Here is a 24,054-nt window from a genome sequence, read left to right as displayed (position 1 = left end):
GCGGGGAAAGAGGCTTTTTCTCTCCATTCGCCCGCCCTATTTGCTATAATCGGTATAGATGATCTTATTTACCAATCTAATAGGCGAGAGGAAGATACATATATGCCATTGCTGAAAGGGCAAAAAGCAGACGTGACCAAGGGGAAAAGCTTCGGCAAGCTGGCTGTCCAGTTTGGCTGGAAAGCTGGAAAAAGCGAGCTTGGCATCGATGCTGCGGCGTTTCTGCTGTCAGAGCGCGGCCGCTGTGAGCGGGATGAGGATTTTATTTTTTATGGCAATCCATTGGCGGCGAATGGCGCGGCCGAGCATAAATCAAGCAGCCAGCAGCATGGCATGGAAGCGGGCGATCAAGAAGGAATCGAGCTAGTGCTTGGGCGCCTGCCAGAGCAAATAGCGAAAGTGGCCTTTACGGTGACGATCTATGATGGCGAGCAGCTCGGACATGCTTTTCAGGATGTAACGGGGCTTTATGTGCGGCTGGTTAACCTGGACACGGGGGAAGAGCTGCTGCGCTACGAATACGGTGCGGATTTGGTGAAGGAGACGGCGGTCGTAGCGGGGGAGCTGTATCGTCACAATGGCGAGTGGAAGTTTAGCGCGATTGGCAGCGGGTTTTACGGCGGACTTGCTGCATTATGCTTGAATTATGGGCTGGAGCTGGAAGGAAATGCGTCGGCGGGCGAGAATGAGTCATCCCAAGCTCTAGCTCATGACCAAGCTCGGGCAGAGGCAGCTGCGTCGGCGACATTGGAAGCACCTGTACAAACCGCCTCCCTTAGCAAAATTGATTTCCGCAAAAAGCTCGTGCAATACACACTGGAGAAAAAGCAGCTGACGAACGTCGTGGCCAGAGTAGGCATCGTGCTGGATATTTCCGGGTCTATGCAGACGCTGTATAAAAACGGCACCGTTCAGGAAGTCGTGGAGCGGATTTTGGCCGTTGCCAGCAAGTTCGATGACAACGGCACGCTCGACGTGTGGGTATACGATAATGAATACAGCCGTTTGCCGTCGGTAACGGAGCGCGATTTTGGCCAATATGTCGATAAAAATATTTTAAACAATGACCTTATTCATAAGTTTGGACGCAATAATGAGCCTCCGGTGATGGAGGATGTCATTCGCAAATATACGGTAGAGGAAAATGATCCTACACCTGTGTTCATTATTTTTATTAACGACGGCGGGGTAGTCAAGTCGATTAAGCATACGATTACCCATTCGGCTGTGCAGCCGATTTTCTGGCAGTTTGTCGGCATTGGTAACTCCAATTTCGAAGTATTGAAGCGGTTGGATACGATGGAGGGGCGAATCGTAGATAATGCGAGCTTTTTCCATTTGGACGATATTGCGGCCGTATCGGATGAGAATTTGTATGATCAGCTGCTGAATGAGTTCCCGATGTGGATAAAAGCGGCGAAGGAACAACGCATTATTCGGCCATAACCAAAAGGGAATTATGCACTGCTCTGAACCAGGACGAAGCGACTCAAAGGCTATTGCAGCTGACTAGAGCGCCCGGGTTCAGAGCTTTTTTTGCGTGCGGCGAGTTTCAAATAACTGATTTTCATATGAAAATATATCCATTTTATATAGTGCTTGGCTTAAAATTTATGTGCTAAAATGAAAGCGTATACATTTGGAAGGGAGTGGGTGCTCATCCATATTTATATTTTAGGTGTTTGCGTTATATCATTCCAATTGAGGAGGGTATTCATTTGATCAAACATTCAATGCGCAAGCTGGGCACGCTGGCCCTAGCGATCACAGTTGTAGCCGGCACCGTAATAATCGGAAACCCGCTAGAGGCGCAAGCGGCACCAAGTGAAGCGTACACGTGGAAAAATGTAGTGACTGGCGGGGGCGGAGGTTTCGTTCCGGGATTTGTTTTTAATAAAAAAGAGCCTGGGCTGCTGTATGCTCGTACGGATGTGGGCGGTGCTTATCGTTATAACCCAGCTACAGGCAGCTGGAAAGCGCTGCTGGACCATGTGGGCTGGGATGAATGGAATAAGACCGGCGTGGATGCGCTGGCAACCGATCCGGTTGATCCGAATCGCCTGTATATTGCGGCTGGCTCATATACGAATAACTGGGACCCGCATAACGGCTATATTATGCGCTCCACGGATAAAGGAGACACCTGGCAGGAAACGCAGCTGCCTTTCAAGGTTGGCGGCAATATGCCAGGGCGATCCATGGGCGAGCGGCTGATGGTAGACCCGAATAAAAACAATATTTTGTATTTTGGCGCACGCAGCGGCAACGGCCTATGGAAAAGTACCGACTACGGCGTGACGTGGAGCAAAGTAACGGCATTCCCGAATCCGGGTAATTTTGTCGAGGACCCCTCTTATGAATACACGGCGGATATTATGGGACTCGCCTGGATCACCTTTGACGAATCGACGGGCTCGCCTGGAACGGCGACGCAAACGATTTATGTCGGTGTAGCGGATACAGCGAGCAGCATTTACCGCAGTACGAATGGCGGCGCAACCTGGTCTGCCGTTGCAGGACAGCCGACGGGCTATTTGCCGCATCATGGCGAGCTGGATTCGAATGGGCAGCTGTATGTTACATATAGCAACGGTACAGGTCCATATAACGGCTCGAAGGGCGATGTATGGAGGCTGAATACAGCCACTGGCGTGTGGACGAACATTAGCCCCGTGCCTTCAAGCAGCGCGGACAATTATTTCGGCTATGGCGGCCTTGCGGTGGATGCTCAGAACCCGGGCACACTGATCGTCGCAACGCTAAATTCATGGTTCCCGGACGCCAACCTTTATCGCAGTACGGATAGCGGTGCAACGTGGAAGCCGATTTGGCAGTATGGCTCTTACCCGAACCGCACTTTCTCCTACACGCAGGATATTTCGGCTGCTCCATGGCTCGATTGGGGCGTAAGTTCTGCGCCGCCGGAAGTATCGCCTAAGCTCGGCTGGATGATTGGGGATATTGAAATTGATCCTTTCAACTCTGACCGCATGCTATATGGCACAGGCGCTACGGTTTACGGCACGACGAACTTGACGGCTTGGGATAGCGGAGGCAAAGTGGCTTTGTCTGTTATGGCCAAGGGCATTGAGGAAACGTCAATCAAAGAATTGATTAGCCCGCCGACTGGCGCTCACCTGTTAAGCGCCATGCTTGATGTGTCAGGCTACCGACATAATGATTTAACGGCGGCACCTGCAAAAATGTTCATCAGTCCAAGCAGCTCCACGAGCATAGACTTCGCTGAACTAAACGCTGGATTCATTGCGCGCGTTGGAAATGCAGACAAGGCGAAATATCCTAATGAAAAATCGATTGCTCTGTCCTACGATGGCGGAACGAACTGGTATAGCCCGAATGCAGAGCCATCCAATACAACGGGCGGCGGTTTCATAGCCGTTGCGGCTGATAACAGCTCGCTCGTATGGAGCACCTCTGATGTCGGCGTTTATTATTCCAAAACGACAGGCAACTCATGGACTGCAAGCACAGGCGTTCCAGCTGGTGCAAAGGTTGTCTCAGACCGCGTCAACAAAAACAAGTTTTATGCAGCAGCAGCAGGCAAGTTCTATGTAAGCACCGACGGCGGTGCAACGTTCACGATGTCGGCAGCAGCAGGGCTTCCAGCTGAAGGCAACATGAAATTTAAAGCGCTTCCAGGCGTGGAAGGCGATATTTGGCTGGCTGGCGGCAACGAGGACAGCGGCGTGTATGGATTGTGGCATTCGACGAACTCGGGCGCATCGTTTACGAAGCTTAGCAACGTCGAGGAAGCAGATGTCGTTGGCTTCGGTATGGCAGCGCCGGGCCAGACGTATCCTGCACTTTATGTATCCGCGCAAATCGATCAGGTCAGAGGATTTTTCCGCTCCGATAATGGCGGGGCAAATTGGGTGAGAATTAATGATGACCAACATCAATATGCGTTTACAGGCGAAACGATTACGGGTGATCCGCGCATCTTCGGACGCGTATATATCGGCACGAATGGCCGCGGTATCGTCTATGGCGATACGGTGAATGGCCCAACACCGACACCGACTCCAACAGCGACACCAACACCGACACCAACACCAACACCAACAGCAACGCCAACACCAACAGCAACGCCAACACCAACACCAACACCGACACCAACACCAACAGTGACACCGACGCCGACGCCGACGTCAACGCCGTCCCCAGCAGGCAGCTTTAAAGTGCAGCTATATAACGGCGGTACAGCGGCAACGACAAACACGCTAAGTCCAAAAATCAAGCTGGTGAACACAGGCACAAGTTCACTCAATCTGGCCGATGTAAAGCTCCGTTATTATTACACGATTGACGGCGAGCAAGCCCAAAGCTTCTGGTGCGACTGGGCGACCGTTGGCAGCGCCAACGTCCTTGCTTCCTTCGTCAAGCTGCCGACGGCCGTAACGGGAGCAGACTACTACGTCGAAATTAGCTTTGCCAGCGCTGCGGGCTCAGTGGCAGCAGGCCAAAGCATCGAGCTGCAAACGCGGATTTCGAAGGACAATTGGAGCAACTATACACAAACAGGCGATTATTCGTTCAATTCCAGCGCGACAAGCTATGTAGACTGGAACAAAACAACCGGCTATGCAGCGGGCAGCCTGCAATGGGGCGTAGAGCCATCTTAATTTAAAAAAGAGTAAAAGGCTCATGCACCGGTTTGCAAGGTGCATGGGCCTTTTATGCAGGCGCTGCCGTCGTTTTTGGTCACCAAAGTGATATTAAAGAGGTAACGATTCGACTAGTTTCGAGGCGGCTCCTTGCTTGATAATATAAGCAAGCGTTTCCATTTCGGGTGAAAAAACTAAAAGGAGGCTATTACGCATGAAGCAGCAGCTCAAACGGTTCATGATTTTTTCACTGGCGCTAGCTATCGTTTGCGGGTGGATGACGGCCGATACGAAGGCCAGCGCCGCAAATAGCGATGCTTTCGTTACGACTTCAGGAAGCAAGTTTCAGCTGGACGGCGAAGACTTTTATTTTGCCGGAACGAACAATTATTATTTCCACTATAAGTCGCAAAAAATGGTCGATGACGTGTTTGCGGACATGGTGGCGATGAATCTCAAGGTGATCCGAATTTGGGGCTTCCATAATGGACAGCCGCAGGATAATGCCGTCCTGCAGCCGACTCCCGGCGTATATGACGAATCGGGATTTACCAAGCTGGATTATGCGATTTATAAGGCTGGACAATCGGGCGTTAAGCTGGTTATTCCATTCGTAAACAACTGGGATGATTTTGGCGGCATGAATCAGTATGTTGCATGGTTTAATGCTGGCTCGCATGATGCTTTTTATACGAATGCTTCTATTAAACAAGCTTATAAAAACTATGTAAACTACATGCTCAACCGGGTGAATACGTACACAGGCGTTAAATATAAAGATGATCCTGCCATTATGGCATGGGAGCTGGCGAATGAGCCGCGGGCCCAATCCGACACAACGGGCAACAAGCTTGTTAATTGGGCGGATGAGATGAGCACCTACGTCAAATCGCTCGATGCGAATCATTTGGTCGCTGTAGGGGATGAAGGCTTTTATAACATTCCGGGGCATTCGGATTGGATGTATGGCGGCGGGGAAGGCGTTGATTGGGAAAGGCTGATTGCGCTTCCGAATATTGATTACGGCACGTTTCACCTATATCCGGATCATTGGAACCGTACAGCGCAGTGGGGCACGCAGTGGATTATCGACCATATCGAGGACGGCAATGCGGCGCAGAAGCCAGTCGTGCTGGAGGAATTCGGCTATCAAAATCAAGCGACCCGCAATCAGGTTTATGCTGCTTGGCTCGGTGCGGTTGAGCAATATGGCGGTGCGGGCAGCCAGTTTTGGATTTTAACAGGCATTCAGGATGATAATACGCTGTATCCCGATTATGACGGCTTCCGCATCATATATCCAAGCGCGACGGCTACGCTGCTGACTAATCACGCAAATGTGATGAATGCCAAATCGGGCGGGGGTACTGGGCCGATACCGACAGTGCCGGCAGCGCCGCAAGGCGTAACAGCTACGGCAGGCAATAGCCAGGCGGCGCTGTCCTGGCAGGCGGTCAGCGGAGCGACCAGCTACAACATTAAGCGCGCAGCTTCAAGTGCGGGCCCCTTTGCCACAGTAGGCACGACAAGCAGCACCAGCTATGTGAACACGGGGCTGGTCAATGGGACGACTTATTATTATGCCGTTAGCGCGGTGAACACCGTGGGCGAATCGGTAAATTCGTTGCAGGCAAGTGCAACGCCAGCTCTTCCAAATACAGGCCCAAGCGAGCTTAAGGTCCAATACAAGAACGGCGATTCTGCCGCTCTGGACAATCAATTGAAGCCGCAATTCCGCATCGTCAATTCGGGTACATCAGCGGTGCCGCTTCATGAGCTCACTATTCGTTATTGGTATTCGGCAGATGGCTCGCAGCCGCAAATTTTCGATTGTGACTATGCAACCGTAGGCTGCTCCAATCTTAGTGGCAGCTTTGCCGCGTCAGGCAAGACGAGCGCAAATGCCGACACTTATTTGGAAATCAGCTTTGGTACGGGAGCTGGGAATATTTCAGCTGGCGGCGGCCATACCGGCGAAATGCAGAACCGCATCCATAAAAATAGCTGGACCAACTATGCTGAGACCAATGACTATTCGTATAATGCGGCGAATACAGCTTTTGCCGATGCCAGCCGCGTCACCTTGTATCGCAGCGGGGTGCTCGTATGGGGGGAAGAGCCGTCGTAATGCCGGCTCTTTCTTTTCTATTTTTTCTTCGAAATATGTTCAGAAAAGGTTCAGAATAGAAGTTATAATAGGAGATAGAAACGAAAACGATAGCTTGCACGAATAAGCAGTGCCTGGTGAGTACGACTCAGCAGGCTTTTATATTGTATAGACGATACATAAGAGGCATCGTAACGCTGCGGGGAGAGACTATGAATGCTTAATCGAAAGAACATTGGCATGTTCCTGATGATTTTAGGAATTACGGGCACGATTTTTGTGCTTATGTTCCTTAAGCTGGCGGATAAACAGGATGTACGTGCTGTAAATGGCGTATTGGACTTGAGTAATTGGAGTTTTGTAGAAAATGGGGCAGTCAAGCTGGATGGCGAGTGGGAGTTTTATCCGAACCAGCTGCTGACGCCGAAAGATTTTGCGATTGCTAGCCAGCTGCCAGCGGAGCAGGCTCTACCGAGCAAGCTGGTGAATGTACCGGGGAAATGGAATGCTTATTTGTCTGGAGAAGGCAGCAGGGCGGGCATTGGCTACGGCACTTATCGTTTGAAAATTCAGCTCCCCAGCCATTTACGCGAAATATATGGGGTCTACACCTCGAACATTCGCATGGCCAATCGCATTTATTTAAACAATCAAATGATTGGTGCCAGCGGTGCCCCTGCTGCCAATGAATACGACGGCGTTCAAAACAATGTGCCTTATATTGGTCTTGGTACCGTTGCGGGCGATTCGGTCGAGCTTATTGTGCAGGTGGCTAATTACAGCTATGCTACAGGCGGCATCATTTATTCCATCGCCTTCGGAGACCAGCATACGATTATTAAAAACCGGGAGATAGATATTTTACGTGGGGCGCTGATTATTTCCGGATTTCTCATCCCTGGCCTCTTTTGCCTGCTGTTATACGTGCTTAGAAGGCAGGAGAGAGGGCTGATGTTCCTCGGGCTTTTTTGCCTCTCGTCGATGATTTTTATGATGACTCAAGGGGAACGAATCATTGTCCAGCTGTTGCCTGATCTGCCTTATTCCTTCGTGCTGAAGCTGCAGCCCATCTCATCGGTGTTTGTGTATTATTTTTTATTATGCATCGTGAATGAAATGCTGCCAGGCATCGTGCATTCCAAAGTGATGCGGTTTTTGAAATGGTTTGCGGGATTTACGATTGTGCTGGAGCTCGTGGCAACGCCATTATTTATTTCAAGGCTGGAAATTTTAATTATGGCTCAAGGCCTTGTGATGATTGTTTATTATATTTATGTTATTATCCGTGGTGTCGGACGCAAGGTGTATGCGGACCCTTACTGGTTTTTGAGTCTTCAAAGCATCGTTATGATGATGCTGGCTTCCATGATGCGGGCATACGGATTTATGGAAAGCGCAATGCTTATTTCTTTCGAAATGCTGCTGTTTGTGTTCGCCCATGCGGGCTTGTTCGCCAAACGTTTTACAAAATCGATTCGCGAGGTGGAGCAGCTGTCGGAGAAGCTGCTGACGCTTGATGGGCTCAAGGATGAATTTATGACGATGACCTCGCACGAGCTGAGGACGCCGCTGCATGGCATTATTAATATGGCAGCCTCCATGCTGGAAGGCGCTGCCGGACCGCTCAACAATACGAAGCAGGCGGAGCATTTATCAATGATTGTTTCGACAGGAAAGCAGCTGTCCGCCCTTATTCAGGATATTTTGGAGTTTGCGGAGCTGCGGGGCGGTGTAATGAAGCTTGCGAAGCGAAAGATTTATTTTCAGCCCGTGCTTCATGCGGTTGTAGAGGTTGTGGAGCATTTGCTCATCGACAAGCAAGTTCAGATTCAACAGCGGCTGCCTGCCAATTTGCCTTTGCTTGATGCGGATGAAGATCGGCTGCGGCAAATTTTGTACAATTTGCTTGGCAATGCGGCGAAGGCGACCATTCAGGGGAAAATAACCATCAGTGCGGCGACGCAGGAAAATAAGGTGAGGGTGGACATTGCGGATACGGGTATCGGTATGCCGCCCGAGCAGCTCGAAACGATTTTTTTATCTGAACGAAAAGCAAAGGCGGGGCAGGCGATCTTTCAAGGCTCGGGCTTCGGACTGCGTATTACAAAGCAGCTTGTGGAGTTGGGTGGTGGAACCATCAGCGTCCATTCTATTGCCGGACAAGGGACAACGTTCAGCTTTACCATTCCGATCGCCCAAGGCCAGCAAATAGACGAAGCTGATATCGCCTACCAGGAGCAGGCCGCCGCAATCGAGCTTACCGCTATGCTGAATGTGCCGCCGCCAGCAGCTGAATTCCGCGTGCTCGTCGTTGACGATGATCCGATTAATTTGCAGGTGCTCATTAATTTGCTTTCCATTGAGCGCTGCGAGGTAACGGCGGTAAGAAGCGGAGATGAAGCGCTGGAAGAGGCGTTTGCTGCTCCGGCCAGTTACGATTTGGTCATTACGGATTGGATGATGCCGAAAATGTCGGGTATTGAGCTTTGCCGCAAAATTCGCGAACGCTTCCTGCTGTCGGAGCTTCCGGTGCTGCTGCTCACGGCCAGAACGAAGCCGGAGGACATTAAGCTCGGCTTTGAGGCAGGGGTCAACGATTATATTGGCAAGCCCGTTGATGCCGGCGAGCTGCGTGCCCGCGTTCAGACGCTGCTGGCACTGCGCAAGTCAGTTAAGCTGGCCGTACAGGCGGAAATGGCGTTTTTGCAGGCGCAAATCAAGCCCCATTTTTTATACAATGCCTTGAATACGATTATAGCTATTTGTCCGGTAGATCCGTATAAAGCGATGGAGCTGCTCATTGAATTAAGCCAGTTTTTGCGCAGCAGCTTTGATTTCCATAATCGCGACAAAATGACGACGATCGAGCGCGAGCTGGAACTGGTCAAGTCATATTTGACGCTGGAAAAAGCGCGTTTTGATGAAAGGCTGAAAATTGAATACGAAATTAGCTGCGATGCGCTTGCGCTTATTCCTCCGCTGACCATTCAGCCAATAGTGGAAAATGCAGTTAATCACGGCGTCATGAAAAAAGAAGAAGGCGGCACGATTAAGCTGAAAATTTCTGAAATAGACAACTGTATTATGGTTCTTGTAGAGGACGATGGTGTAGGCTTTACTCCAGAACGATTATCGCAGGTGCTCTCGGACAAAGGGACAGGCCGTGTAGGCTTGAGCAACATTCATCAGAGGCTGGTTAATTTGTACGGCAGCGGCTTGGTCATTGATGGGCAGAGGCAGCTCGGGGCAGAGGTAAGCTTCCGCTATCCGAAGGAGCTGCGGGCAGGCACGTATAACGAAGCATAAAAGGGAGTCGGTGGCGATGAGAGTCATTTTAATTGATGATGAAAAGCCGGCGCTCGCTCACATTGAATGGTTGTTCGAGCGGGACGGACGCTTGCAGGTGGCAGAAAAATTTACTTCGGCCAGAGATGGCATTCAAAGTGTACGGGCCACACCCGCACACATCGTTTTTCTGGACATTAATATGCCGGGGCTCAACGGTCTTGAGGCGGCGGAGCATATCCGCAGCATTAACCCTGACATACGCATCGTATACATAACGGCCTACTCGGAATACGCGATTGAAGCGTTTGAGCTCAATGCACTCGATTATTTGCTGAAGCCGGTTCATCCGGAACGGTTTAAAAAGACAATTACTCGAATTATAGAAGATTACAGCCGGGGCAAGCCGGAGCAGCAGAAGCTGCCCGGCAGGCAGGTGCTCTGCTTCAAGCGGCTGGCATTTCATGACGATGGAAAAACGAATACGAGCCTCCGGCTGCGGACGCTGAAAGCGCAGGAGCTGTTTGCTTTTTTACTGCATTATAAAGATCAATGGGTCGCCAAGCAGCAGCTTCTGGACACGTTATGGCCTGATTCGGATTATGAGAAAGCGATGATGCTGCTGCATACGTCCGTCTATCAAATTCGCAAGCTGATGAAAGATTGGAAAGTAGTGGCGCTCGTTGAGTTTGCGCTCGACAGCTATCGTCTGACAAGCAATGGATTAAAGCTGGATGTCGAGCAGTTTGAGCAGGGAGCTGCCGCGATCCGCGCCATTGAGACGGAGCAGCAGCGTATTGCGGCGGAACAGACGCTCAGCCTGTATGCGGGAGACTATTTTGAAGAGCATGATTTTCTGTGGGCGAGGCAGCGCCGGGATGAGCTTAGAGCGAAATATGTGCGGCTTGTCCGCAGCCTTATCCATTATGAGATGAATGCTGGTCACGAGCAGGAGGCGCTCAAAAGGCTGCTGCTGCTGCATGAGCAGGAGCCATATTCGGATGAGCTGTGCCGGCAAATATTAAATCTGCTAGGCCAGATGGGCGACCAGGAGGCACTTGTTCTCTATTACGATGATTTTGCAAGATTGCTTCATGAAGAATTAAATTGCGAGCCGGAGCCGGAGACACAGCTTGTGATGAAGCATTTTAAAGGCACTATATAAAAGAAAACGGTGGTTCAGCTGGATTTGCCTTTCCTTTTTTTGGAGGGCAGTGCGGCTGGGCCGCTTTTTTTAATTTGAACTAGGAGGTGTATGCAAACGGGAGCCCTTCCTGATGCTGCACCTAGCTTGGCGCTAATTCGAGGCGACTTTCAACTGTTTATTTAAGTCATAAGACACAAGTTCATGCAATTGTTACGGAGTTCGTTGTGGCTGGGAAGACTGCTGCTGATACTGTCGTTGTTGATACTGCCGTTGCAGAAACTGTCGTTGTTGATACTGCTGTTGTTGAGACTGCCGTTGCTCAGAGTACTGTTGGCTGAGTCCACAGTTGCTGAGAACACGCAGCTTGGGACGCACAACTCCATTTTTTAGGACAGAGATTCCGCTATTTTGGCTTTTGCTTCGATTTTGGGCCTTAAGCGGACAGGAGATCCGCTATTGCCTTCGTAATCCCTTCAAAATGACGACTTTCAGCACATTAGCGGCTCCTGAGTCCGCAGCCTGTGCAAAACCCTCGATTCTGTTGAAATAGCGGCTGCTGTGTCCGCCGAATTGTGTCCACGAAGTCTACCTTTCGTCTTGGTCTTCGTCTTTGTGTTTTGTGTCTTTCTGTTTTTGTGTCCTAGGTGCAGGGAGCGAACCATTGAACGAAGTGCATGAAGCAGACCTTCGGTAGATAGTTTTAGATTCATAAGTTGTGACATTCCCGGTAGTAGAAGGAGAATGTTTGACGCAGGCATCTATCGGGTTCAGGTTCGGGCGCGGACTCGCTTACGTTTGCATACACGCCCTAGGACGGAGTTGGAATCGGTACAATCCAGATAAAAATTTAAATGCAATTGGATAAAATGTCTAGTTTTTAATCAAACAGCTCTGTTTTTTGGCGTGGTTTATTTCGGGAAATTCCCTATAATTGGAGAAGTATTCTCCAGACAGGCAATGGTGGGTAGCTTTGCCGCCAGATGACGGCGAAAGCCGTTTACGCTTGGCAGGTTTGCCTATTTTGGAAAGCGTTTTATTTCCGCGTGGGAGATAGCAGCCCTGCTGGAGAAAGGCGGAATACAAACCTAATTTCAGGGAGGTCATAACGGTAATGCTCATGCGCAAGAAGGGGAAAGGAACCGCAGCGATGTCGAAGTTCCTGTCATGTCTTTTAGCACTTACTCTCTTAGTACCAGCCTTTTCTATGCCTGCCGCAGCAGCTGATTCGGTGCTTGTAGCCGATGATTTCAGCAGCTATGCGCTTGGCGATTTAACAATTGGAAGCGGTAACACTTGGACGAAGGAAGGCGCTGCGCCAGCTTTTATAGTTAAGCAGGATTCCGTTACAGGTTCTACTTATGGGGCGGTTACGAATGAATCGACTGGCTCCTCTTATATTGGCCAACGTTTTGCCGGAGAAAGCGGCGGTTTAATCGTCGAGTTTGATGTCAATCTGCCAACGGGTAAAGGCGGCTCGCTATGGGTAATGGATGGCAAGGTGAATGCAACCAATGCAGCCGCTGCTCGCTACCAGCTGGATGCTGGCGTTATCAAGCAGCATAACGCAGCTGCGGATAAGCAGATTGCTTATGATGTGACGCATTGGTACCGTTTCAAAATGGTATTTAATGTGCCAAGCAAGCAATATCATGTAAGCGTTACCGATTTGACGACGGACGAGACGGTGAATTGGCCATCCGCTTTTTACAGCAATCGGGAGCGGATCAGCAGCTTTGGCTTCTATGTCAACCCGAATGGCGGTCAAATCAATGTGACGAATGTGCGTGTAACCGCGCTTGACGTGAAGCTCGCTAGCCTAGTGCTTGGCTCAGGCGACTTTGCACCTGTGCTTAATCCGCCATTTGATCCAGGCGTGTACGATTATTCGGTAGAGGTGCCGTATTCGGCGACTTCGCTGGATGTAACACCAACGGCAAGCAACGCTGGATTTGTTGGACTGAAATTGGATGCCAATTCGATAGCCAGCGGACAGCAGAGCACCATACCTTTGACAGGCGACGAGACGGAGTTTGGCATTTCGGTAGGCTCGTCTGCTTTTACAGACATTAGCCGTACGTACAAGGTGAAAGTCAATAAGCTGGAAAAGTCGCCTAATGTGACGTATGTCGTCACCGAAGCACATGATCAAACAGTCAAAATCGGCTGGGAACAGCCTCAGGACCCTGCTTTTAAGGAAACTCGCGTTTATTTGAAAAATGAAGACGGTTCCTTGACACTGGCCGATACGGTGCCAGCGGGCAAATACATTTCGACAATAGCGGGGCTATCGAATGGAACGACCTATTCATTCGTGGTCAAAGGCGCTTATGAATATGCGGGTGAAGCGGTTAGCGAGGCAAGCGGCGTGGAAATAAGCGAAACGCCAATCAAGCTGGCACCTCGCCAAATGGAAGCGCTCGACCGCGGCCTCGTTGCTGTAAAGGAAACCGATCATGTGTATGTAGGCTGGCGCCTGCTGGGCACCGATGCAAAGGATATTGCCTTCAACCTGTACCGTGATGGCGCGAAGCTGAACAGCACGCCAATTACAGGCAGCACGAACTACGCGGATGCGAGCGGAAGCAGCAGCTCAACGTATTATGTGCGGGCCATTACAGGTGGAGTGGAGCAGCCGCAATCGGAATCGGTTGACGTATGGGATACGAATTATTTGAATATTCCGCTTGAGAAGCCGGAAGGCGGCGTAACCCCAGATGGCGTAGCTTATACGTATTCGGCGAATGATGCTTCCGTTGGCGATTTGGACGGAGACGGGCAATACGAAATTATTATGAGCTGGATGCCTAGCAATGCGAAGGACAATTCACAGGCTGGCTATACAGGCAATGTGTATGTTGATGCTTATAAGCTTGACGGCACACGTCTGTGGCGAATGGATTTAGGCAAAAATATGCGCGCAGGCGCCCACTATCTCGACATAATGGTCTACGATCTGGATGGTGACGGCAAAGCCGAGGTGACGTTCCGCACAGCGGATGGCACAATTGACGGAAGCGGCGTTGTCATTGGCGATGCCAATGCGGATCACCGCAACGCCAGCGGATATATTTTGACCGGACCGGAGTTCCATACGGTGTTTGAAGGTGCGACAGGCAAAGCGCTGGCAACGGATGCTTATGAGCCGGAGCGGGGCAATGTCGCGGATTGGGGCGATGCTTACGGCAATCGCGTTGACCGTTTCCTAGCGGCGATTGCCTATCTCGATGGCGAGCGTCCAAGCATCGTCATGCAGCGCGGTTATTACACGCGGATGGTGCTTGTCGCGTACAACTATCGCGATGGCGAGCTGACGAAGGTATGGACGTTCGATTCCAAAACGCCAGGCAATGAAGATTATTACGGCCAAGGCAATCACCAGCTAAGCGTTGCTGATGTGGATAATGATGGACGGGATGAAATTATTACAGGCGCGGCAGCTATTGACGATAATGGAAAGGGGCTGTGGAGCTCCAAGCTTGGTCATGGCGATGCGATGCATCTGAGCAATCTTAATCCGGATCGACTGGGACTTGAATTGTTTGCGGTGCAAGAGGATACCGCCGTTAAATATTCCTACGATATGAAGGATGCGCGAACAGGCCGTGTATTATGGGGGCAGCTGCAGCTCGGCATAGATGCTGGACGCGGTTTGTCAGCCGACATTGACCCAAGGCATAAAGGCGCGGAATCATGGGCAATCGACGGCGCATGGAACAGCTCGACAGGTGGCCTGTTTAATGCGAAAGGGGAAAAGCTGTCCTCCAGCATTCCAACGTCCAACTTTGCGATTTGGTGGGATGGCGACCTCAGCCGCGAGCTGCTTGATCATAATTGGCTCGGCGATCCTCGTGTAGGCGTGCCAAAAATCGACAAGTGGGATTATGAGAACGAGACACTCGTTAACTTAGAAACATTTACAGGCACTTATTCCAATAATGATACGAAAGGCAATCCGAACCTGCAGGCCGATCTACTTGGAGACTGGCGCGAGGAGGTGGTGCTGCGGACGGAAGACAGCAGCGCGCTGCGCATTTATACCACGACTGCTGTAACGGAGCATCGGATTCATACGCTCATGCATGATCCAGTGTACAGACTCGGCATCGCCTGGCAAAATACGGGCTACAACCAGCCGCCGCATACAAGCTTCTATCTAGGCACAGATATGGAGATGCCAGCAAGACCGAATATTCGTACGAACGCGATTGCAGCAACCGGCCTTAGTATTTCCGCTCCTTCGCAGGAGGTAACGGCAGGACAACAGCTGCAGCTTAGCCCGGTATTCTCGCCTAGCGGAGCGACGAACAAGTCGGTAACGTGGGCCGTTGCAAATGAAGATGGCTCAGCCACAACGCTTGCAACGATTCATACAAATGGTTTGCTGTCGGCAGTGGCGGCAGGCAAAGTGAAGGTGACGGCGACCGCAAATGACGGCTCAGCAGTGAGCGGCGAGCTCGTTGTAACGATAAAGGCGGCTGGAACGGTGAACCCTGGATCAGGCTCTGGATCGGGTGGAACGGGGACAACGACTCCACCGACGTTAGCTCCGGCTCCTGCCCATGTTGAGCTTAAGCCTGTCGTAACGGTAGATGCTGGCGGCAAAGCATCGGCAGAAGTGACTTCGGCTGAGCTGACGAAAGGACTGGACGAAGCAGCAGGCAAAAATCTTGCGATTACCGCTGTGCCAACTGGTGAAGCAAGCTCCATTCAAGTAACGCTTCCAGCGCAGGCGCTGAAAGCGGCTTCCGGCAAACAAGTGAGCCAATTAGAAGTGAATCTAGGGCTAGCGAGTTTTGTGCTGGATACAGCTTGGCTTTCCGGACAAATAGGGGCTGGTGCAGGGAAGCTGGAAATATCCGCCGCTGAGGCCGATATAAGCAATCTTTCCTCCGAAGCGAAAGCTCAGCTCGGGAATGCAAAAGTGTATGATTTGACGTTGACGATTGATGGCAAAGCGATTTCCTCTTTCGGGGGCCATGTTAAAGTGGCTTTGGACTACAGCCTGAAAGCAGGAGAAAGTCCGAATAAAGTGGTCGTCTATTACATGGATGCTAATGGCGAATTGCAAATTGTGAAAAATAGCAAATATGATGCATCGGCAGGCCTCGTCACCTTTAGACCCGAGCATTTCAGCAAATATGCAGCAGCGCACGTCAACATTCAATTTAAAGATATTGACCGTGTAGCATGGGCAAAGGACAGCATTGAATCGCTTGCTGCCAGAGGCATTATTGATGGCATGGGCAATCAGGCCTTTAAGCCGGATCAGCAAGTAACGCGTGCGCAATTTCTGAAAATGCTGCTGCAAACGTTCGATTTGGAGCAGGTGGATGCAGCGAGCACGTTTAGCGATGTGCAGCCAGGCAGCTGGTATTACAGCTCCGTGGCGAGCGCGCAGGCGCTGGGAATTGTTGAAGGCAAAGCCAATGGCACCTTTGGCTTTAATGATGAGATTACGCGTGAGGATATGGCCGTTATGGCCCACCGCGTCATTCAGAAGCTTGAGCTGAAGCTGAATGCACAAGGTCAGCCAAGTGCGTTTAATGACAGCTCGGCTATTTCCAGCTATGCGAAGCTGGCAGTAGATGCTATGCAAAGCGCAGGCATCATTAAAGGAACAGGCAATGGCAGCTTCGAGCCGAAGAACCATGCAACAAGAGCACAGGCTGCGGTTATCATTAACCAGCTACTTGGGGCGAACAATTAAGCAGACTGCGGACAGGGAATAACAGGAAACAGGATATGGATGGTAGAAAGTAGAAAAGGGGAAGAGGCGGCGCAGCGATGCGCAGCCTTTTCCCTTTATTTGCAAAATAGCTTAAATCGATTGAAGGAGAGGGGATGGGGAGATGAGCGTAGGATGCGGAACCCAGCTGTTGATGGTGCTGGTTATTTTCGCTGCATGCTGATTTTGCTGTCTATATGAAGGCGGTGTGCGGTTATTCATGATAAGCAGCAATAGTAATGTAAACACAAAGCAGGCGCTCCATCTGGCTGTACGGCCGGACGAGCGCCTGCTTTATGTTTTTTAGGCATGTTGTTGTTGTTGTTGTTGTTGAAGCTGCTCGTTGTGCTGGCGAAAAGCCTATCCCTCCAGCTGCTCCGCCGTCATGGGCAGCTGCCAGTCAATTTCCTCGCTGCCGATGCTGCGAAGGAAGGCGTTGGCGCGGGAAAAGGGCTTGCTCCCGAAAAATCCACGCTCCGCCGAATAAGGGCTTGGATGGGGAGAAGCGATGAGGTGATGCCGGGAACGGTCAATACGGGATGCTTTATCTTGAGCATGCTTGCCCCACAGTATAAATACGATGGGCTGCTCCCGCTCGTTCAGCACCTCAATGATTCGGTCGGTAAATCGCTCCCAGCCCATGCCTTGATGTGAGCCCGCGCTGCCGGCTCTTACGGTGAGCACGGCGTTAAGCAGCAGTACACCCTGCTTGGCCCATGAGGCGAGATAGCCGTGGGCGGGAGGCGTGCAGCCGAGATCATTTGCCAGCTCCTCATAAATATTTTGCAGCGATGGGGGAATGCGCACGCCGGGTTGGACGGAGAAGCTGAGGCCATGCGCCTGGTTGGCGCCATGATAAGGGTCCTGTCCTAAAATGACGACCCGCGTATTTTCAAAAGAAGTATAATGAAGGGCATTATAAATATGATGCATATTAGGATAAATGGTAGTGGTACGGTATTGCTGGGCGAGCTGTGAGCGCATTTCCCGGTAATAGGGCTCCGCAAGCTCAGCGTTCAGCAGCTCCGCCCAATCATTATGAAAAATAGCCACCATGGTAAAATCCTCCTTAATTACGTATGATTCTTATTCTAGCATAAATGAATAATTGCATAAAAATAGCGATTGAAGAGTGTGTATGTAAACCAAAGTCTGCCTGATGCGGCTTGCTTAGTACTTATTTGAGGACAGTCTCATCTGACGATTCAAGACTTGGGAACCGCAGCATGCGGTTGTTGCTGGGATCATTGTTGCAGAGATTGCTGCTGGTGAGACCGCTGCTGGTGAGACCGCTGCTGGTGAGACCGCTGCTGGTGAGACCGCTGTTGCAGAGATCACTGTTGGAGAGATTGCTGTTGCAGAGACCGCTGCTGGTGAGATCGCTGTTGCAGAGATCACTGCTGCTGAGATCACGCAGCTCGGCACGTTCCCTCGTCCTTTTTTGACGGACTGAGATTCCGCTATTCTGGCTTTTGATCCGATTTCGGGTCTTACGCGGACAGGAAATCCGTTATTGCCCTCTTTATCTCGTCAAAATGGCTTTTGGTAGCGCATTAGCGTCTCCTGAGTCCGCCACCCCTCCCTTAACCCGTGATTTCGTTAAAATAGCGTCTCCTGAGTCCAGCAAATCTTTCTGTGTGCGGTGAATATACTTCTGAAACGAAGAGCATGAACGAAGAGCATGAACGAAGAGCATGAACGAAGAGCGTGAAGCTGCCTTTCGGGATCTAGGTTCACATTCATGTGGGATGACATTCCCGGTAGTAGAGGAAATCCGTTTGACGCTGGCTTCGATAAGGAACTGGAATTGGATCAGCAGCTGGCTCCCTAACATTTGCAGACACGTCTTAGTAGGGCAACTGGGAAAGGGGCATTACCTTTTTGATGATTTAGATTACCATAGTTAATTCTTTGTTGCGGAAAAATCGTCTACAATGGTTTTTGTAAGCACTTACAAAAAGAATGGTTACAGGAGGTCAAGCATGATTAAAAACAAGTTTGGTATCGTAATGGTCCTTTCCCTGTCGCTAATCTTTGGGGGATGCTCGGCACAAGGCAGCAAGGAACAGCCAGGGGCTCAGGCCAGCACAGATAATGGAAGCGGAAGCAGCAGCAACTCGAAGAAGATCGAGCTGAGAATGACCTGGTGGGGCTCGCAAACCCGTCATGATTTGACCATCAAAGCGCTCGAGCTGTTCCAGCAAAAGCATCCTGATATCGTCATTAAGCCGGAGTATTCCGGATGGGATGGGTATTTTGACAAGCTGTCCACGCAGGTGGCTGGAGCGAACGCGCCTGATCTCATTCAAATGGATTACGCTTTCCTGACTGATTATGCGAACCGCGATGCGCTTCTTGATTTGGATACGTATACGCAAAGCGGAGACCTGAAAATTGACAAGCATGATCCGAGCATGATTACAGCCGGTACGGTAAATGACAAGCTTTACGCGATCACGCTTGGGGTGAATGCGCCAGGTGTCGTATATAGCTCAAAGGTTTTCAAGGAACTGAATATTGCAGACCCGGATACAAGCTGGACGTGGGAGGACTTCGCGAAAATCGCACAGCAAATTAAAGATGCCAAGGGCGACGGTTACGTCGGGGCGGCTGACAATTCCGGCACTTTTAATATTTTTCAAATTATGGTTCGCCAGAACGGACGCGCTTTGTTTGAAGACGGCAAGTTCGGCGCGACGAAGGAGGATTTCACAAGCTGGTTCCAGCTATGGAACGATTTGCGGGCGGGCGGGGCTATTACTTCACCGGAAGCAACGGCAACCATGACGACGGCTTTGGAGACGCGGCCGCTGGCACTTGGCACGGGGGCAATGGATTTTACATGGTCAAATCAGTTAATCGCGTTCCAGAAAGCGATGAAGGATGCGGATGATGTGTTGAAAATTCAAGTGCTGCCCCATTTGAAGGGCGAGGTGAAAAGCGGAGAATACCTCAAGCCAGGACAGTTTATGTCCGGTTACTCCAAAACCCAGCACCCGAAAGAGGTAGCTATGGTTATTGATTTCCTGGTGAATGATCCAGAAGCGACGGCTATTCTTGGCTCGGAGCGCGGCGTTCCTGTCAACTCGGATATTCGGACACAGATGGCGTCCACGCTGTCGGAAACCGACCAAATGATTTTCAACTTCGTCGATACGGTAGCAAAAGATAAAAGCGACATTGACCCGCCTTATCCGCAAGGCTTCTCGGAAGTAGATAAAAGCTTTAGAACGCTTAGCGAGCAGATTGCCTTCGGCCAAGGCGAGCTCAGCAGCAACATCGACGAGTTTATGACCAGCTCCAATGCGGTGCTCAGCAAAGCTAAATAACAAGTAAATGAAGCGATAACGCAAAATAGCAGCAGCCAAGGAGGCCGCCCGCAAAAGAGGCGGCCTTTCCTTGGATATAAAAGCCATTATAGGCTTCATGCCCGATAATCGGCGTATCTTTCACCGCGAAACGTGTGTTTGCCGCCCAACGATGGCGATAGCCGTTTACGCATGAAGCAAGGGAAGAGGGGAAACGCGATGACAGCAACATCGATGACGAAGCTGCAAAAACGCAGCAAACGAGCTAAAAAATCGGCAGCCAGCCAAAATAACCGCGCCGCCTTATTTTTTCTCGCGCCATGGCTGATCGGCCTCATTTGTCTTACGCTCGGCCCTGTGCTGGCGTCGCTCTATTTTTCACTGACGGATTACAGCATTCTAGCAAGCCCCAATTGGGTGGGACTCAGCAATTATACGGAAATGCTTACGACTGATAAGCTGTTTGGAACGTCGCTCAAGGTTACTTTCACATATGTATTCGCATCGGTGCCGCTTAAGCTGATTTTCGCACTCGGCGTGGCGCTGCTGCTTAACAAAGGAATCAAAGGTTTGGGCATCTACCGGACCATCTATTATATCCCGTCCTTGCTGGGGGGCAGCATTGCGATTTCCATGTTATGGCGGAAAATGCTTGGCGGCGACGGCCTGGTGAATCAGGTGCTGCTTAAGGTAGGCATTCACGCACCGGATTGGGTCGCGAACCCGAAATATGCGCTTTATTCCATCGTGTTGCTCTCGGTATGGCAGTTTGGCTCCTCGATGATTATTTTTCTATCGGGACTTAAGCAAATTCCAACCGATTATTACGAGGCTTCCTCGGTCGATGGAGCGGGAAAAATCCGCCAGTTTTGGAGCATTACGCTGCCCATTTTGACGCCGGTTATTTTCTTCAATTTGGTCATGCAAATTATTACGTCGTTTCAATCGTTTACGCAGGCATTCGTCATCAGCAACGGCTCTGGCGGCCCGCTGAATTCGACGCTCATGTATTCGCTCTATTTGTACAAAAAAGGCTTCGCTTTTTTCCAAATGGGCTACGCATCGGCGATGGCCTGGGTGCTGCTGCTCATTATCGGCTGCTTCACCTTCATTATATTTCGCTCCAGCAGAGGCTGGGTGCATTACGAGGACGGGGGGAAATAAGCGATGGCAGAGACGCTGCGCAAAACGGTATGGCTCAAGCATTTGGCGATTATGCTGATCGCCTTCGTCATGTTATATCCGGTATTATGGATGGTCGGCAGCTCGTTTAAGCCCAATAATGTGATTTTCACGGAAATCGGCATTTGGCCTCAGCAGTGGCAATGGAGCAATTATTTAGCGGGCTGGAGCGGCATTCAGGGCAATCCATTCTCGCGCTTTCTCGGCAACTCGATGATCGTCTCAATCGGGGCGGTTCTTGGAAATGTCCTGTCCTGCTCGATGGCGGCCTATGCGTTCGCCCGCCTAAGCTTCCGATTTAAGGCGGCCGCTTTCGGGCTGATGCTGCTGACCATTATGCTGCCGCATCATGTGACGCTCATTCCGCAATATATTTTGTTTAATCAGCTTGGCTGGGTCAACAGCTTCCTGCCGCTGATTGCGCCAAAATGGCTGGCGACCGATGGCTTCTTTATTTTTCTGACAGTGCAATTTATTCGCGGCTTGCCGAAGGAGCTGGATGAAGCGGCGACGATTGACGGCTGCGGGCTCATTCAAATTTATTGGCGCATTGTGCTGCCGCTCGCAGTACCGGCGCTCATTACGACGACCATTTTCACCTTCCTTTGGACGTGGGATGACTTTTTCAGCCAATTGATTTATTTGAGCGATGTGACGAAGTTCACGGTTCCGCTCGGCCTGAGGCTGTTCCTTGATTCCAGCTCGCAATCTGACTGGGGTCCCATGTTTGCGATGTCGGTGCTGTCGCTGCTGCCTTGCTTTATCATTTTCATCATCTGTCAAAAATACTTTGTTGAAGGTATTGCGACCTCCGGCATTAAAGGGTAAGCTTCATTTACTCCAAACGGTCAGGGTGATGACATTACGATGCGTACGATAGATTTTTCATTACGGCAATCGATTTTGCGAAGAAGCAAGCTGTCCACTTTGATGGTCGCTTGCTTCGTGCTGTTGAACCTATTGTTTTTACTTGTGATTATTTGGCTGTCCTACCGTTCCTTCTCGGATGTGACCTTTAGCGAAATTAGCAAGGCGCGGCTGGCTTTGCTTAATGAAAGCACAAATCGCGGATTCGATTTCATGACCGATATGACGAATACGGCCTATTCCGTCGTCAGCAACAAGGATGTGAAGGAAATGCTGGAGGCTGGCGCCATATCCAAATACGATATGCTCGTCAAACGGCGGGCCATTTCGGATTTGCTGCATCATACGCTGGTCGTCAATTCCGGCATCAGCTCGATTGAAATTTACACGGATAAATTTAATGATGTTCCGTATAGCTCAACCGATTTAGTGTTTCCCGTCAGCAAAATCGCTGATCAAAACTGGTTTTCAGCCTTAGAGAAGGCGGATGCTATTTGGATTCCGGAAGAAGAAAACGCTTCCTCGAAATCGTTGATCGGGTATGCCCAGCATATGTTCGACAGCAAAGGACGGACGATGGGCTATCTGGTCATCAGCATGTCGCAGCAGGATGTATTGCGTAATTTTGCCGATGTGCCGATGGTGCTGGAGGGGCAAGTGCTCGTTGTGGATACGGCGGGCAACATTATTGTGAAGGTGAACGACTCGCAGGTGGAGGGCGAGGAGGTCATCCTCGATGCCGAATGGCTGGGTGACCGTTCGAAAACGCTCAGTGATGGATATGAGCTGCTGCGCAGGGATGATCAATCGTATTTGGTCGTGTTCTCCAAGCCAAGCTCAGTGCAGTGGCGGCTCGTACAGACGATCCCGACCAGAACGCTGCTGAAGGCGACCTATCAGGCGGGCTGGTATGTGCTAGGCATCGGAATATTAAGCTTATTGCTTTCTGCGATTTTGACCTATTGGTTTGTGAAAAGCATCATTAAGCCACTGCGCCGATTGATGGCGGAGATGAAGCGGCTGGAGCGCGGCGACTTCCAGGCGAAAGCGACAAGCGCCTTCACCGAGGAATATGTGCAGCTTTCCTACAGCTTCAACCATATGGTGTCGCGACTGAAGGAGTCGATGGACGACGTGAAGACAGAGAGCAAGGCGAAGCGAGATGCGCAGACAAGCTTGCTGGAAGCGCAGATTAAGCCGCATTTTCTGTATAACACGCTCGATATGATTCATTGGCGGGCGCTCGATTATAAAGCTGAGGATATCAGCTTTATGATTACCCAGCTCGGCAAGCTGCTGCGAATTGGCCTGAGCGGTGGCAAGCTGTTCATCCGCGTGCGCGATGAGCTGGAGCATGCCCGCTGCTACCTAAGCATTCAGAAGGAGCGGATGACATTTCCGATCGCTTATACCGAGCAGGTGATGGACCCGCAAATGCGCGGCTATTATATTCCGAAAATTATTTTGCAGCCGCTAATTGAGAACGCGGTCATTCATGGCAGCCCAGCGGACAGCTCGTCGAAGCTGGCGCTGGCACTGGATATTCGCGAGCAGCATGTGCCGGGGCAAGCGCCTTATTTGGAGATTAGCCTGACCGACAATGGGCGGGGCTTACCAGATGATTGGCATATGGACAAGGCGACAGGAATCGGCATTCGCAATGTGCATACGCGCTTACAGCTTTATTGCGGGCCATGGTATGGCTTACAGCTCGCAAATAGCGAGCAGGGAGGCGTGAAGGTGACAGTAAAGCTGCCGATTATTGAAACGGAAGCCCAATTAAAACGGTTGCTGGACGGTGAATAAGG

At 50.7% G+C, this 24,054-nt stretch carries 11 protein-coding genes and 2 pseudogenes; 12 read left to right on the top strand and 1 reads right to left on the bottom strand.

Translation table 11 applies throughout. The annotated features are described in order from the left end of the window. Nucleotides 1-102 precede the first annotated feature (102 nt). From AC50Y5_RS16915 to AC50Y5_RS16880, 8 genes and pseudogenes are all read left to right on the top strand, one after another. A pseudogene (locus AC50Y5_RS16915) lies at nt 103-636 on the top strand (TerD family protein); the annotation flags it as partial. Between the two features lie 147 nt (nt 637-783). Further along, on the top strand, nt 784-1,446 hold the full coding sequence (locus AC50Y5_RS16910) for a vWA domain-containing protein (RefSeq protein WP_494862337.1): 663 nt from the start codon (nt 784-786) through the stop codon (nt 1,444-1,446). 287 nt (nt 1,447-1,733) lie between these two features. Further along, nucleotides 1,734-4,643: a cellulose binding domain-containing protein gene (locus tag AC50Y5_RS16905; protein ID WP_494862335.1), complete on the top strand. Its 2,910-nt coding sequence runs from the start codon at nt 1,734-1,736 to the stop codon at nt 4,641-4,643. A 196-nt stretch (nt 4,644-4,839) separates the two neighbouring features. Further along, a pseudogene (locus AC50Y5_RS16900) lies at nt 4,840-5,982 on the top strand (glycoside hydrolase 5 family protein); the annotation flags it as partial. Then, a complete protein-coding gene (locus AC50Y5_RS16895) occupies nt 5,968-6,753 on the top strand; it encodes a cellulose binding domain-containing protein (protein WP_494862333.1) in 786 nt (261 codons plus the stop codon). The pseudogene AC50Y5_RS16900 and the gene AC50Y5_RS16895, both read left to right, overlap by 15 nt. Nucleotides 6,754-6,948: 195 nt before the next feature. Further along, nucleotides 6,949-10,038, top strand: a complete 3,090-nt coding sequence (locus tag AC50Y5_RS16890; protein ID WP_494862252.1) for a hybrid sensor histidine kinase/response regulator — start codon at nt 6,949-6,951, stop codon at nt 10,036-10,038. 16 nt (nt 10,039-10,054) lie between these two features. Beyond that, nucleotides 10,055-11,182, top strand: coding sequence for a response regulator (locus tag AC50Y5_RS16885; protein ID WP_056037443.1), 1,128 nt, complete (start codon nt 10,055-10,057; stop codon nt 11,180-11,182). Nucleotides 11,183-12,275: 1,093 nt separating this feature from the next. Beyond that, the gene (locus AC50Y5_RS16880; protein ID WP_494862249.1) at nt 12,276-16,871 is read left to right on the top strand and encodes a rhamnogalacturonan lyase family protein; all 4,596 of its coding nucleotides are present in this window, start codon (nt 12,276-12,278) and stop codon (nt 16,869-16,871) included. A gap of 378 nt (nt 16,872-17,249) precedes the next feature. Here AC50Y5_RS16880 and AC50Y5_RS16875 read toward each other — a convergent pair whose 3' ends face one another. Beyond that, nucleotides 17,250-17,945: a uracil-DNA glycosylase gene (locus AC50Y5_RS16875; protein ID WP_494862247.1), complete on the bottom strand. Its 696-nt coding sequence runs from the start codon at nt 17,943-17,945 to the stop codon at nt 17,250-17,252. Between the two features lie 926 nt (nt 17,946-18,871). Between AC50Y5_RS16875 and AC50Y5_RS16870 the strand changes: the two genes are divergently transcribed. From AC50Y5_RS16870 to AC50Y5_RS16855, 4 genes are all read left to right on the top strand, one after another. Beyond that, a complete protein-coding gene (locus AC50Y5_RS16870) occupies nt 18,872-20,218 on the top strand; it encodes an ABC transporter substrate-binding protein (protein ID WP_494862245.1) in 1,347 nt (448 codons plus the stop codon). A 198-nt stretch (nt 20,219-20,416) separates the two neighbouring features. Continuing rightward, nucleotides 20,417-21,361, top strand: coding sequence for a carbohydrate ABC transporter permease (locus AC50Y5_RS16865; protein ID WP_494862243.1), 945 nt, complete (start codon nt 20,417-20,419; stop codon nt 21,359-21,361). A gap of 3 nt (nt 21,362-21,364) precedes the next feature. Then, on the top strand, nt 21,365-22,207 hold the full coding sequence (locus AC50Y5_RS16860) for a carbohydrate ABC transporter permease (protein WP_056035437.1): 843 nt from the start codon (nt 21,365-21,367) through the stop codon (nt 22,205-22,207). 39 nt (nt 22,208-22,246) lie between these two features. Next, nucleotides 22,247-24,052 carry a cache domain-containing sensor histidine kinase gene (locus AC50Y5_RS16855; protein ID WP_494862241.1) on the top strand — a complete coding sequence of 602 codons (1,806 nt, stop codon included), beginning with the start codon at nt 22,247-22,249 and terminating at the stop codon, nt 24,050-24,052. The last annotated feature ends 2 nt before the right edge of the window (nt 24,053-24,054 follow it).

The sequence above is a fragment of the Paenibacillus sp. JT22N7 genome (assembly GCF_059383875.1).
This window is presented reverse-complemented; position numbering and strand designations above follow the sequence as displayed.